This is a genomic window from Shewanella sp. 2_MG-2023 (genome assembly GCF_030548905.1).
Lineage (GTDB): Bacteria > Pseudomonadota > Gammaproteobacteria > Enterobacterales > Shewanellaceae > Shewanella > Shewanella electrodiphila.
In genome coordinates this window covers 272,577-285,285 of sequence record NZ_JAUOSO010000002.1, presented here as the reverse complement: position 1 = coordinate 285,285, position 12,709 = coordinate 272,577, and the positions used below count along the sequence as shown (strand labels likewise).

Sequence of the window (12,709 nt, the reverse complement as noted above, 5' to 3'; positions counted from 1 at the left end):
TTTTTAGAATAGACAGAATAAACGTGCTAAAGTTTACAAGTCGTTAACTTACTTAGTTACCCATATGAATCTAAAAAAAATTATAAACCTGGGCACCAGTAAACAGTCTTTTTCATCTGCTAATCGCACGAGAACAATGAATATAATCGGTTTAATCACAGTCGTTATTTCTTTGCTTTATTCATTAAATTATATTTTATTACTTCAAAACACCCTTGTTGGCTTTATCAATCTTGGTTTTACCATCGCATATCTGTGCACAATTGCATTTACGGCTGCGCATCATTCAAGACTGTCTAAAATATGGTTTTTTAGTGTGCTAATGCTTCACCTGTTGGTGTGTACTAATGTCTACGTGACGAATGCTAGCGGATTTCATTTGTATTATTTCCTGGTTCCAACAGGGGCATTTCTTTTATTTGAGTTGCGTGAAAGAGTAGAGCAGGTGAGTTTGAGCCTGGCGGCGTTAGTCTTGTTTTTCTATTGTGAAAATACGCCAAATGATGCGCCTTTAATACAGCTATCAGATCAAGTGAATCACATGTTGTATCAATCAGTGGTATTTTTCACCATGTTAGAAGTCATTTTTGTGTTGTACATTTTTGCTAAACAAATCGATAAGAATGAAAAGTTATTGATATTACAAGCCTCCACAGATTCGTTAACCCAACTCGCTAACCGACACCACTTTTTTACAGAAGGCAAAAGTTTGTTTGATGATGCCGTAGAGAAAAAACTCCCTTTTACATTAGTCTTATTAGACTTGGATTTTTTCAAGAAAATTAATGATCAACATGGCCATTCAGTTGGAGATAAATGTTTAATTGAAGTGACCAGCACGATTAAAAAGTTGTGCCGTGAAAATGATCTATGTGCCCGAATTGGTGGTGAAGAGTTTATTGTGGCGATGCCAAATACGTCGATACAAGATGCTGAAAAAGTTGCTGAGCGGATGAGAGAACACATTGAAGCGTGTAAAATTAACCTATCTGAATCAAGCAAGTTAACCTGTACAGCCAGTTTTGGCCTTGCTGATAAGACTCAAAGCACCACCGAATTAAAAGACTTACTTATTCGAGCAGACAAAGCTTTATATGTTGCTAAAGAGAGCGGTAGAAACTGCGTCAAGCCGTATTATCAACAGGCCGCATAAAAGGTTAACTGTCGATAATCGTATAATGACGAGTCGCAGTTTGACTTACTGTAAACCAGTTTGATAGCTGGACTCGTTGTTGATGAAATTCAAATGCGGCTTTATCGGCAAACTCCTCATTAACATCAAATCTTAAGTCATTTACGGGACTTTGAGTGACACTAAAACTGATACAACCTTCTTCATTCAAGGTGAGTTGGGTGTGCTTTACTAACTCAAAACGGACATCTGCTAATTCGTTTGCAGTGGTGTTGTGCGGAAATTGTATATAGCCAGTAAGCTTCACTCTAGGCATTGATTTCCCTATTCCCTATTTATCACTTTAGTTGTCTAAATTTAAAACCAGTAATCGTCGTTGTTATTTACAACGTTATCCCAGCGCAAGCCAAAAGCCCACACCAATCATCAAGCTGCCTGCAATACGGTTCATTAACTTAATGTTGTCACCGCGTGATAAGAACATGCGCAGGCTTTTACCGCCACTTGCATAGGCCAGCATAGATACACTTTCAGTGAGCATTATGATCGACAGTAACCAAAATAATTGTGGTCCAACAGGCTTATCGACGCTGATAAAAGGTGGCAGTAATGAAATCATGAAAGCCCAGCCCTTAGGGTTGGCAATCGCGGTCACAAAGCCTTGTGAGATAAGTGCATAATTACTGATTGATGAGTCGGTTTGTTGGCCTTCAACAATGGCCATTTTACCTTTTGAATGCCACATGTTGATGCCGATGTAAGCGAGATATGCGCCACCAATCCATTTTAAAATAGCGAAAGCGTCTGGGTAATTTAACATGACACTGGCAACACCCATGACTGCAGCAATGGCCACTAATGCGACACCAACGAGTTCTCCTAACATCATCCATAGAGTGCGCCTAACACCAATACTCATCCCGAGTGTCATAGCTAAAGTCATGCACATACCAGGTGTAATTGAGACAAAAAAGAAGGTCGGTATAAATACCGCTAATATGGCTAAATCAGGCATGTATGGATTATCTTAAAAGGAAAACGAAGAGTGTAAGGAATTACAGCGTTTGTGCAATTAAATTCGTAATCAATATGGCCATATTGGCTAATTTAATTAATGTACAAATCAGTAGTTACGATTTTGAATGAAAAAAGCGCATTGCTATAAACCAATGCGCTTTTAGCTTTTAACCTTAAATTAGCTTTAGATTCATTTAAGTGTAAAAAGTGTTGCCTAACTTGGGTCTACGACGATGTGCTCAAGCTCTACTGCTGCAACAGCTTGTAAAGTGTCCATTGTCGCATTCACTAAGCTTACTTTCCCTGCCGATGACTCAATTAACACCACACGATTAATATCGCTGTAGTCACGATCGTGACGAATTAAATTCGACAGTGCCATTTGCATTGGCATCATTGAAGGGTTGAATGCCGCATTTTCTGCATAGCGTCCGCAATAGGTTCTACCGTCTTTGGTTTCAATAACCACAGCGGCAAAGTTTTTAGTGTAGGGCGCATAACTTAGCCCTGCTTGGTCAACCGCCTCAATGATCATTGGGTCGTCTGAATTCAAGCTAAATTCAATATTGCTTTTAGACAATAAAGGTTTAGTCACTTGTAAATCTTTTGGCCCAAAGGCATAAGGCAGATAATGAGCAAGCAATTGTGGCTGCTGGCCTGGTAAGTGAATCTTAATATCAATGCCGCTAACTAATTCATTAATAAATTGACGGCAATGGCCACAAGGGCTGAAGTTAACCACGATATCAACAATCTTTTGTTCGCCATTTAACCATGCATGGCTAATGGCACTTTGCTCTGCGTGAACGGTATGAAATAGCGCTTCAGAGGCTAGTTCAAAATTTGCCCCCATATAAATATCACCGCTTTCCCCTTTGGCGATCGCGCCCACATAGAATTCACTGATGCTAGGTTTAGCTAGCGCAGCAGCGATGGGTAACAAGCTTAATAGTAAAGCTTCTTCTGTCATGTCACTGGCTTTTACCAGTGTTGCCAGTTGACTGGCATCGATATGACCGCAAAAATCTTCATTGAGTAATGGGATTAAGGCTGTGGCTACCGGCTTAGGTAGTTGGGTGATGCTATCAATGAAACGGTTTTGCATGAGCAATTCCTTTTATTTAACGATAAGTGCAATGTAAGTTACTTACTTCAACACTTAAAGTGATTGCAAGTATAAACAAAGCGCTTTTAATAACTTCTGCTTGTGCTCATTCTCGCTGGTTTCTTCCAATAAGTTTTCGAGATTAATCACATAATCAGCATCAGACAAGCGTTGTTGACAGAATTCTCGCCAAATAAGTGATTCGTCATGATTCAAGGTTTCAGGGTAATTACGCGCACGATAGCGGAAAAACATTTGTCCTAAACGCTCATCTTCAAAATCAAGTTGCAGCGCGGCAAGGTTTTCTGGCTTGGTATTGCGGATCATTTCCATTTTGCCTTTATCGGCATGACTAAAGAAGCCGCCGCTATAAAGCATTAAATCAGGGTCTGTTGCTGCTGGGTGATCATTAACTTCAAACACCGCCTGTAATTTTTCACGTAACTCTGGGTGTTGCTTAAACAACTTATATTGTGAGCGTGCAAATTCCATATCGAACTGGTGACGCTCAGCGACTTGTTCGGTGAGTAGCTTAGGTGTACCAATAAATGGGCATTTGTTTAAATGGATTTGCTTAAGTGGAATAGGTAACTCATCCGGTGCGAGCTCACTGCGCGGGGTGTACATTCGCTGGACTATTTCCTCTACTGAAAGCGTGATTAATGGGGTTAAGTCCATTGCTAGGTTCACACATAACATCGAGTTTTTATTGGTTGGATGTGGCGCAATAGGGGCGATTAATGTGACACAGCCATTTGCCGCACTGATTTTCGAGCTAACGTGAACCAAGGGCTGCATAAAGTCACCTTGAATAAGCTCTGCGACCTTTTTCTTATTACGTAAACCAAAATAATACTCATATAATTTTGGCTGTTTTTCTTTAATTAACTTTGCCATCGAAATAGTGGCATACACGTCACTCATGGCATCATGAGCTTGTTCATGGCTTAAGCCATTAGCTTTGGTTAACTCTTCTAATCTGAAGCTTGGCGAGCCATCTTCTTTGAGAGGCCAGTTAATGCCTTTTGGTCTAAAGGCATAGCAAGCTCTGACTAAATCAATGATGTCCCAACGGCTATTACCGTTTTGCCATTCGCGGGCATAAGGGTCGATAAAATTACGATAAAAGCCATAACGACTTACTTCATCATCAAACCGTAAAGAGTTGTAGCCAACAACACAGGTGTTAGGTTGGGTAAAAATGCTATTGATACGGCCCATAAACTCAGTTTCAGCCATGCCTTTTTGATTGGCTAACTGAGGCGTAATACCTGTAACTAAAATAGCTTCAGGTGATGGCAAGTAATCTGTTGATTGTTTGCAATAAAAATTCTCAGGCTCGCCAATAATATTAAGATCTAAATCAGTACGAATACCTGCAAACTGTGAAGGGCGATCTTTTGCTGGGCTGACGCCAAAAGTTTCGTAATCGTGCCAGAAAAGAGTGGGTTGAAAAGCACTTGCCATAATATCGCGGTATCCTAATTTTGAATTATAAATATCTTAACACTGTTAATTAGTAATGTTTACAGGCTACAAAACTGATTGAATGCTTTTTAATAGGGTGACGTAATCGAATTAGCTGGTTACACTCTGAAAAGTATCACAGGAGTCAGTATGTATAATCATTTATTTAGTCAACCAGTTAAGTATCAAATTAATCAAGGACAAACCCTGTTAATTGCGCTTGCTGATGACGTTAGTGATTTTATTTTATTACCAGCATTAAGCCAGCCCTTAGCCGAGATTATCATTTGCGAGTCAGAAGATGAGCAGTGTTCTAGCTTTATTTTGACTTGTCAGCCATTTTTTAAAGTCGATGTCATTAATTCACAGGTTGACTCACAGATTGTTGAACAGCCCGAAAAAGCTGAATTTAAGCGTACATTTGGCCAAGGCTTTCGTTTATATGCCAGAGTGGGAGTTGCACCAAGAATATCAGCTGAGTTATTAAGAAAAGGCATTGGTTTATCTTTTACAGCTGAAGGCACACCTCAAAAGCAGATAAACATAGGCTATTTACAGTCGGTTTGTGAATCAATCAATCTAGAGAGCGATTTGCGCTTAAACCAAGAGCCGAAAGAGTTGATGATGGCAAAAGCCATTTTAGCGAGAAATTTCGACTATGAAGAGTCTCCTGAAAACTTAGCAATTAATATCAGTGAAATTGAGCAGGTGCGGGCAGATATTAATCTGTATCTTGCGGAAGAACGCAACAAAGTGCATGCGATTATTGCAGCTCAGCTACTTAAGCTAGATAATTTGTTAAATCATAAGCAGCAATGGTTATTAAGAACCTATAGCCAGTCTCAACAGAGAACCAATTATGCATCAGCAGCTAATGAGCTTTCAAAGGATGTGGAAGACTTACAACGAAAATTAGAATGTTTTAGCTTACTTGCACCAGCGGATGTCAGCTTAATGGTCGATAAGCTCACTGAAGATACCTGACATTTCCACGTTCATTGCGTAAAATCCTTTTATTTGGGTCTCATTAATCTTAAAACAATGAGACGCACACTTCTTTAATCATTCTTATTAGAGTTATTTGATGCAATATATTTGTCCAATATGCCGTTCTTGTTTAACACTTAACGCAAAGTCTTGGCAGTGTGAGAACCGCCACCAGTTTGATTGTGCCAAAGAGGGCTATGTCAACTTGCTACCTGTTCAAAAGAAAAACTCTAAAGATCCCGGTGATAATAAAACCATGATGTTTGCCCGTCGTGAGTTTTTGAATAAAGGTTATTACCAAAAGCTCAGTGACAGAGTTAATCAGCTGGCTGTTCAATTTAGCCCTGATGCTCAAAAAATCTTAGACATAGGTTGCGGAGAAGGCTATTACAGTCACCGTTTATTCAAAGCAATGCAGCAAAGCGCTAAAACAACTGAAAGTGAAGACGAAGGCGCTCAGTGTCACTTGCAAGGGTTAGACATTTCTAAATCAGCGATTAAATACGCTTCTAAACGATATTCTGAATTAGATTTTTGTGTCGCAAGTGCCTATGAAATGCCTTTTGCGGATGCAATATTCGATTTAGCGATGCGAATTTACGCGCCTTCAAAAATTGATGAACTGCAACGAGTGATAAAAAAAGACGGTGTATTAATCACGGTTTCTCCTGGTCCCATGCATCACTTTGCAATGAAAAAGATCATTTATAGTGAGCCAAAACCCCATGAAGAGGCTAAAGCTGAGCTTGATGGCTTTACTTGTCTTCATCAAGAAAGGTTGCAGTACCCACTAGTGTTATCAGACCCTATTGATATTGAACACTTTTTGAATATGACGCCTTATGCGTGGAAATTGACCCAAGAGCAAAAGGCTCAAATTGCAGAACAAGGACTTAGCTGCGAGTTAGACTTTAGTATTGAAATTCATCAACGTAATTGATTTGTCATCTAAATTTGCTATTTTACTTTTTGAATCTGATATTTAGTTTTAAACCGTTATCTTATTCGCGAATTTTAAGCGTGGTAATAACTAATTGAATTAAAATGTTGATGTTAGTTGACATCCCCGTAGAAAGGTTCATAATCTATCGGGCTTGAAGGTTGGGCTTAGTTTATGTGTTTCAATACGACCAGTTTCGTCCTGTGAACATAAGTAAAACCGGCATTTTCAGCTCTACCGCCGTTAAGGCTTTATTTTTTATATACAGGATTTATATCATGTCTCAAGTTACTGGTGTTGTTAAGTGGTTCAACTCTGACAAAGGTTTCGGATTTATCGAGCAAGAGTCTGGTCCAGACGTATTCGTTCACTTCCGTGCAATCAACTCAGACGGTTTCAAAACTCTTGACGAAGGTCAAAAAGTTCAGTTCACTGTTACTCAAGGTCAGAAAGGACCTCAAGCTGAGAACGTAACTGTAGTTTAATTATTCCTAGCTTCGGCTAGATAATTAAATAAAACTGTAGTCTTTGACTACAGTTTTTTTTTGCTTAAAATTAATTATTTATCTCCATTCTACCTCTATTCTTAACTTCTTCTTGCTAAAGCCTCAAAGCCTCAAAGCCTCAAAGCCTCAAAGCTTCTCAGTCTCAAAGCTATCCACTATCATTCTTCGTCGTTCACGTGTATCTATCTCAGATTATTTTTGCTGTGTCGAAGGTCATTTAAACTTTTCCTAAGTACTTACTTTGCTCAAAGTTAGTTTTATTTTACTGGTGAGCTATGAGCTATGAGCTATGAGCTATGAGCTATGAGCTATGAGCTATGAGCTATGAGCTATGAGCTATGAGCTATGAGCGGTGAACTGTGCGCTATGAGATGTGCCAATGGCTGTTCAGAAATGACTAAGACTTATGCCTATGACTTGAGCGTTTAGAATAGCGATGGCGTTTTGGCTGCAGTTTTGCCTAAGTAGGGAATGTATACGATATGAATAATGAGTAGGTGACTTTTTACTTTGTGGTTTAAGTTGGATGTTGTGTCAACAAATAGCCAGGTGATAGCTAGTCTGATCCAAACCAATCTGAAAATAACCAGCTTTAAAATAACTAGCCTGAAAATAACTAGCCTGTAAACAAAAAGCCCAGTACTTAATACTGGGCTTACTGACTTGATGCAGAGTTTATCTAGCTAGAAAAAAGAGTTTCTTCCAAGCTTCTCCCTTTCATGATGGCTTTATATTGCCAGCCATGTTCACTAAATAGTGTGAGTAATGCCGTTTCAAGGTTAAAGCTAGTATCAAAATGATGCTCGATAATGATTTGTTCGTCATCACTGACTTTGACATTGATGATGTTAGGCATGCTTCTTACTTTATCACTCAATAGTGCGATATCAGATTGCTGCATCGTCAGAGTCAAAAAGGCTGTTTCTGCATCAGCTTTCATTGAAACTGATTGCTGCAATTGCCCTTGTTCTAAATAAAGCACCTGATCACAGAGTTTTTCTAGTTCTTCTAAATTGTGTGAACTGATGACGAATGTGGTGGTTGCTGATAAATCCTTTACGATTTGACGGATTTTTTTGGCATTAGCAGGATCAAGTCCCGCTGTGGGTTCATCTAACAAGACTAATTTAGGCGATCCCATGAGCGCTTGAGCGATAGAAACACGTTTACTCATGCCATGGCTTAAGCTTTTAGGTAACATTAAAGCTGAGGCCGATAAATCCACTAATTCCAGCACTCGTAGGGCTTCTTGTTTTGCCTGTTTGCCGTTCATGCCCTGTAACTTTCCAAAAAATGTCAGTTGCGACACGATAGTAAAGTTAGGATCTAGCGCCGCATCTTGAGGTAAAGCAGAGACTACGTTTTGTAATTTCTGGCTGCCAGGTTTTTCACCTAAAATAGAGATCTCACCAGAACTCGGGTGAATAAAGCCACATAGCAAGCTAAATAACGTGGTTTTACCTGCGCCATTAGGGCCGACAAGGGCGATAGGCGCGCCGGTATCTAATGACAGATTGATATTAGAAAGGGCCGCTTTAGTACCGTATTGCTTAGATACACCTTCACATGTAATTAGCTTCATAGTGCACTCCGTTGCATGTAAATGCGACCTGCTATTAATACAGCAAGTGTTTGAATGAGAGGAATGGGTGCATACATCAATGAGCTTAACCCTTGCGTATTTATCATTAATGATAATTGCGAACCAGGTAGTACCCAACTTAAAAAAGACATAGCAGGTAATTGGCTATTAATGATCATGATTAAAATGCCACTCACCGCCCATAAGATCACGGCGTAAATACTCGCTTGTCGTGCGCTATTTGCATACCAAGATAAAACAGCCATAACTGCGGTATAAGGTAGCAGTGCGATAAAGACATTGATAAATACTGAAAAACCACTTAATAAGGCATCGGTAAATAATCCAGTATCTCTAGTGAGTACCATCAAGATGGTGGCAATAATAGTTAATAACAGCAAACACCCTTGTATGAGCATTTGACCTAAAAAGCGACCGAAGAAAATACTATCACGACTGACTCTTAAGGTAAGAAATCTAAATGAGCCACGTTGTTTATCAGAACTGAATTGATCTGCAGTGATAAAAATGCTGAACATTGGGAACACATACAGTGCAATACACCAAAAAACGGCAAACTCAGCGACCTTCCAGCTAAAGAGTTGGCTGAGTGCATCAGGGCCATAGATACTTTGTACAAGCTCTTTAAAGCCAGGTTCTAACATATAGACTGAGGCACTTTGCACTGGGTATAACAAAATAATTGCCCAGAGTAATGAGAAGGCGATTAACGCCGCAATACCTTTGGTATTAGTGAATCGCTTACTCAGTTCATAACTGGCAATAAGCCAAGTTTGACGAAGTGAGGAAGACCGAGGAGATGCGTCCATAAGTAAAAAATATCCTTGAGAAAACGGTGATGTGTTCGCCATCATACTTGATAGCGAACCAGATGAAGATTAATTTTTGTTAAGTCAGTGTTAACTCTGACTTTAATGATTAATCTAGCAGTTGTTCAAGTTCGGCTAAACGCTGGGTTAAATCACTCACTTGAGATTCTAATGCATCAACTCTTTCAAGTAGGGCATGTGTTGCTTCATTACTCGCAGGTTTAACTACTGGAGCAGCAGTTACGTCAAATGAAGTAATGCCTTGCTCAAGATACTGTTTATCAGAAAATAATTGAGCATAACGGCAATCTCGGCGATTGGCTTCACGCGGCAATTGTACGATTAGTGGCTCATCTCTTGATGCTAAAGATTGCAGTGCCGCTTCTACTTGCTGCGGCCCATCAAATTCATGTAATCGATTGCAGCGGGTTTTAAGCTCACCAGGAGTTTGAGGTCCGCGAAGCAGTAATACAATGATAATGGCAAGTTGTTCATTTGAAAATTGAAGGTCACTAAATTCGGTATTACAAAAGCGGTGCTTGTATTTAACCACGCGGCTGCCGAAGCCTGTTTGCTCGCTGATCAGTCTTTTCTTGGTGAGGTCATCTATGAGTGATTGTGTTTCTTGTTCAGATAAGCTCATCACAGGTTCACGGCTGCTTTTTTGATTACATGCCATGGTCAGGGAGTTAATGGAAAGGGGATACTGTTCGGGGGTAGTAATTTCTTTTTCTAATAAACAGCCGATGATGCGGGCTTCTTGATTGCTAAGTTCCATAAATTACTCCAAATAAAAAAGCATGGTTTGTTATAACAGAACCATGCTTTTTATCAAATAATTCAGTTTATCTGTAGCTTATTTAAGCAATCTAATGCCATCATCTTCGATACTGATTTGGCCACCTTTAAATAAACCACCAATACTGCGCTTAAACGCTTTTTTGCTCATGGCTAATTGGTCATAAATGATCGCTGAATCAGTCTTATCATTTAATGGTAAAAAACCACCCGCACGGTGTAATTTATTAATGATTGTTTCAGCATTTTTATCTAAGTTTTGTTGACCAGCTTTTTGTAAAATCAAATCAACTTTGCCGTCTTCACGCACTTGTTTAATATAGCCTTTAATTGATTGGCCAAAACTTAAACGCTGGAATACTTCATTTTGGAACAAAACACCCCAATGGGCATTGTTGATAATGGCTTTAAAGCCTAAGTCTGTACTGCCGCCGATAATTAAATCGACTTCTTGTCCAGCTTCATACTCAGCAGGTGTTTTATCTAAAAACTTATCGACTTTAGATGAAGCCATAATACGCTCATCAACATGGTTAGGATGAACATAAACCAAGTAAGATTTACCTTCTTCAATGCTTCTGTGCTGTTCGCCGAAAGGTAATAGCAAGTCTTTGTCTAAGCCCCAATCTAAAAAGGCACCAAATGGACCAGTTGCGATGGCTTTTAGGTAAGCAAACTCACCCACTTGTGCATAGGGCTTTTGAGTGGTGGCAATCACAATATCTTCAGAATCAAGATAAAGAAATACATCAACCATATCGCCAACTTGGCAGTTTTTAGGGACAAACTTATTAGGTAATAGTACTTGTCCTAACTCTTGCGCATTCACATAAACGCCAAAACTGACTTGTTTTACGACTTCTAGGGAGTGATTCTTTCCGATTTGTATCATTTGCGGCTCTATTTAACTAAAGATAAGGAGAAAACAGGATAATTATATACGTAATAGCTGTAGTTGTAACTTGCGTTCATAAACTAAACTCAATAAAACACAGATTAGAAATTTTAAGTTAATGATATGCGCAAAATAGGCATAATTTCTTTGAGGGAACTATTTGGTTTTTAACAAAAAAAACATAACTTTTCTGTTGCACTAAAATAATGAATTAAATTTATACTAAAATTGCTTTTTCACCCTTGCATTATCATTGTTTGCAGGGTTTAATTGCGCCGCTTTTTTAATTGAACCAAGTGCTTTTTATAAAGGTTTGTTGAGGTTGAAAAAACAGCAGATTACCTTGACGTGCGATAAGCTTGAGACTTATCTTCATTTATCAAGGTAGTGCGAACAATAAATGCGTTAATTATAATCCTTTTGAAATTGAATTTCACTCATTCATGAACCTAGGCTCATGATAAGGGATACCCATTATTTGTTCACCTTTTTAACTTATATCTACGCTGCGAAGGTCATCGAATTTTGTGGCAGTGTTGGACTTTTAACATGCTAAACAAATCAAATATTTATTACGAAACTTTACATGCTGGTTATGGCCAGTACTTTGAAGTTGAACAAGTTTTGTTTGAACAAAAAACAGAGCAATGGCATTTAAGTATTTTTGAAAATACTAATTTTGGCCGAGTAATGGCATTAAATGGTGCCATTCAAACAACAGAAAAAGATGAATTTGTTTATCATGAAATGATGACTCACGTTCCGATCCTTGCCCATGGCAGTGCTAAAAAGGTACTTATCATTGGAGGCGGTGATGGCGGAATGTTAAGACAGGTATTAAAACATCAATCTATAGAGCAGGTTACTATGGTTGAAATCGATGCTAATGTGGTCGAAATGTGTAAAACCTATTTCCCACAACATTCACAAGGCGCATTTGAAGATGCTCGTGTGAATTTAGTTATCGATGATGGAATGCACTTTATTGAACATTGCCAGCAGCAGTTTGATGTGATTATTTCTGACTGCACCGATCCGGTCGGACCTGGTGAAGTATTATTCAGTTCTGCATTTTATGAAAATTGCATTCGCTGCTTAACTGAAAAAGGCATTTTTGTTGCCCAAAATGGCGTGGCATTTATGCAGCCTGAAGAGTTACAAGATACAGTGCGTCGTATGACGCCATATGTGAAGGACTGTTGGTTTTATAATGCTGCAGTACCTACTTACATTGGTGGCACGATGGCGTTTGCATGGGCAACCAATGATGAAACCGCCCGTGAAATTGATATAACGACATTAAAGCAACGTTTTGAACAGGCTAATATCAGCACTCGTTACTATACGCCTGCTTTACACATGGCAAGCTTTGCATTGCCCGCATTTGTAGAAGTTGCAGTGAAAAACGCCCAAAGCGTGACTGCATAATCTGCTGAATAGACGGAATGAA

General features: G+C 39.1%; 13 protein-coding genes. 5 read left to right on the top strand and 8 right to left on the bottom strand.

Annotation, left to right across the window (positions count from 1 at the left end; translation table 11 throughout):
* The first annotated feature begins 64 nt into the window (after positions 1-64).
* Complete coding sequence (locus Q4600_RS03580; RefSeq protein WP_368501600.1) at positions 65-1,153, top strand: GGDEF domain-containing protein; 1,089 nt, start codon at positions 65-67, stop codon at positions 1,151-1,153.
* 4 nt (positions 1,154-1,157) lie between these two features.
* Here the strand turns inward: Q4600_RS03580 and Q4600_RS03575 are convergent, their stop codons facing one another.
* The 4 genes from Q4600_RS03575 to sbcB form a co-directional block, all read right to left on the bottom strand.
* The gene (locus tag Q4600_RS03575) at positions 1,158-1,448 is read right to left on the bottom strand and encodes a putative quinol monooxygenase (RefSeq protein ID WP_303514151.1); all 291 of its coding nucleotides are present in this window, start codon (positions 1,446-1,448) and stop codon (positions 1,158-1,160) included.
* Between the two features lie 75 nt (positions 1,449-1,523).
* Complete coding sequence (locus Q4600_RS03570; protein ID WP_303514152.1) at positions 1,524-2,147, bottom strand: LysE family translocator; 624 nt, start codon at positions 2,145-2,147, stop codon at positions 1,524-1,526.
* A gap of 216 nt (positions 2,148-2,363) precedes the next feature.
* Positions 2,364-3,254: a cytidine deaminase gene (gene cdd / locus Q4600_RS03565; protein WP_229369048.1), complete on the bottom strand. Its 891-nt coding sequence runs from the start codon at positions 3,252-3,254 to the stop codon at positions 2,364-2,366.
* Positions 3,255-3,308: 54 nt separating this feature from the next.
* Entirely contained in the window at positions 3,309-4,721 is a 1,413-nt protein-coding gene (gene sbcB, locus Q4600_RS03560; protein ID WP_303514159.1) for an exodeoxyribonuclease I, read from the bottom strand.
* A gap of 150 nt (positions 4,722-4,871) precedes the next feature.
* Here sbcB and Q4600_RS03555 point away from each other — a divergent pair, with 150 nt between their 5' ends.
* The 3 genes from Q4600_RS03555 (at position 4,872) to Q4600_RS03545 (ending at position 7,133) form a co-directional block, all read left to right on the top strand.
* Complete coding sequence (locus Q4600_RS03555; protein ID WP_303514162.1) at positions 4,872-5,705, top strand: hypothetical protein; 834 nt, start codon at positions 4,872-4,874, stop codon at positions 5,703-5,705.
* Positions 5,706-5,805: 100 nt separating this feature from the next.
* Positions 5,806-6,648 (top strand): 23S rRNA (guanine(745)-N(1))-methyltransferase, encoded by an 843-nt coding sequence (rlmA, locus tag Q4600_RS03550; protein ID WP_303514164.1) that lies wholly within the window; start codon positions 5,806-5,808, stop codon positions 6,646-6,648.
* 278 nt (positions 6,649-6,926) lie between these two features.
* Positions 6,927-7,133 carry a cold-shock protein gene (locus tag Q4600_RS03545; RefSeq protein WP_012155714.1) on the top strand — a complete coding sequence of 69 codons (207 nt, stop codon included), beginning with the start codon at positions 6,927-6,929 and terminating at the stop codon, positions 7,131-7,133.
* Positions 7,134-7,833: 700 nt separating this feature from the next.
* Here Q4600_RS03545 and Q4600_RS03540 read toward each other — a convergent pair.
* The 4 genes from Q4600_RS03540 to Q4600_RS03525 form a co-directional block, all read right to left on the bottom strand.
* Complete coding sequence (locus tag Q4600_RS03540; protein WP_102527970.1) at positions 7,834-8,736, bottom strand: ABC transporter ATP-binding protein; 903 nt, start codon at positions 8,734-8,736, stop codon at positions 7,834-7,836.
* A complete protein-coding gene (locus tag Q4600_RS03535; protein WP_102527969.1) occupies positions 8,733-9,566 on the bottom strand; it encodes an ABC transporter permease in 834 nt (277 codons plus the stop codon). The genes Q4600_RS03540 and Q4600_RS03535 overlap by 4 nt, the downstream gene beginning before the upstream one ends.
* 109 nt (positions 9,567-9,675) lie before the next feature.
* Positions 9,676-10,344 (bottom strand): YceH family protein, encoded by a 669-nt coding sequence (locus Q4600_RS03530; protein WP_303514168.1) that lies wholly within the window; start codon positions 10,342-10,344, stop codon positions 9,676-9,678.
* Positions 10,345-10,422: 78 nt separating this feature from the next.
* Positions 10,423-11,256 (bottom strand): S1 RNA-binding domain-containing protein, encoded by an 834-nt coding sequence (locus Q4600_RS03525; RefSeq protein ID WP_248955721.1) that lies wholly within the window; start codon positions 11,254-11,256, stop codon positions 10,423-10,425.
* A gap of 552 nt (positions 11,257-11,808) precedes the next feature.
* On the opposite strand from Q4600_RS03525, the gene speE reads away from it, so the two are divergent.
* Complete coding sequence (gene speE, locus Q4600_RS03520; RefSeq protein ID WP_229369040.1) at positions 11,809-12,687, top strand: polyamine aminopropyltransferase; 879 nt, start codon at positions 11,809-11,811, stop codon at positions 12,685-12,687.
* The last annotated feature ends 22 nt before the right edge of the window (positions 12,688-12,709 follow it).

Coding starts and splice junctions, on each gene's coding strand:
- rlmA (WP_303514164.1), top strand. CDS start 5,806: ATGCAATATATTTGTCCAATATGCCGTTCTTGTTTAACACTTAACGCA.
- Q4600_RS03545 (WP_012155714.1), top strand. CDS start 6,927: ATGTCTCAAGTTACTGGTGTTGTTAAGTGGTTCAACTCTGACAAAGGT.
- Q4600_RS03580 (WP_368501600.1), top strand. CDS start 65: ATGAATCTAAAAAAAATTATAAACCTGGGCACCAGTAAACAGTCTTTT.
- Q4600_RS03525 (WP_248955721.1), bottom strand. CDS start 11,256: ATGATACAAATCGGAAAGAATCACTCCCTAGAAGTCGTAAAACAAGTC.
- Q4600_RS03535 (WP_102527969.1), bottom strand. CDS start 9,566: ATGGACGCATCTCCTCGGTCTTCCTCACTTCGTCAAACTTGGCTTATT.
- Q4600_RS03530 (WP_303514168.1), bottom strand. CDS start 10,344: ATGGAACTTAGCAATCAAGAAGCCCGCATCATCGGCTGTTTATTAGAA.
- Q4600_RS03555 (WP_303514162.1), top strand. CDS start 4,872: ATGTATAATCATTTATTTAGTCAACCAGTTAAGTATCAAATTAATCAA.
- sbcB (WP_303514159.1), bottom strand. CDS start 4,721: ATGGCAAGTGCTTTTCAACCCACTCTTTTCTGGCACGATTACGAAACT.
- speE (WP_229369040.1), top strand. CDS start 11,809: ATGCTAAACAAATCAAATATTTATTACGAAACTTTACATGCTGGTTAT.
- cdd (WP_229369048.1), bottom strand. CDS start 3,254: ATGCAAAACCGTTTCATTGATAGCATCACCCAACTACCTAAGCCGGTA.
- Q4600_RS03540 (WP_102527970.1), bottom strand. CDS start 8,736: ATGAAGCTAATTACATGTGAAGGTGTATCTAAGCAATACGGTACTAAA.
- Q4600_RS03575 (WP_303514151.1), bottom strand. CDS start 1,448: ATGCCTAGAGTGAAGCTTACTGGCTATATACAATTTCCGCACAACACC.
- Q4600_RS03570 (WP_303514152.1), bottom strand. CDS start 2,147: ATGCCTGATTTAGCCATATTAGCGGTATTTATACCGACCTTCTTTTTT.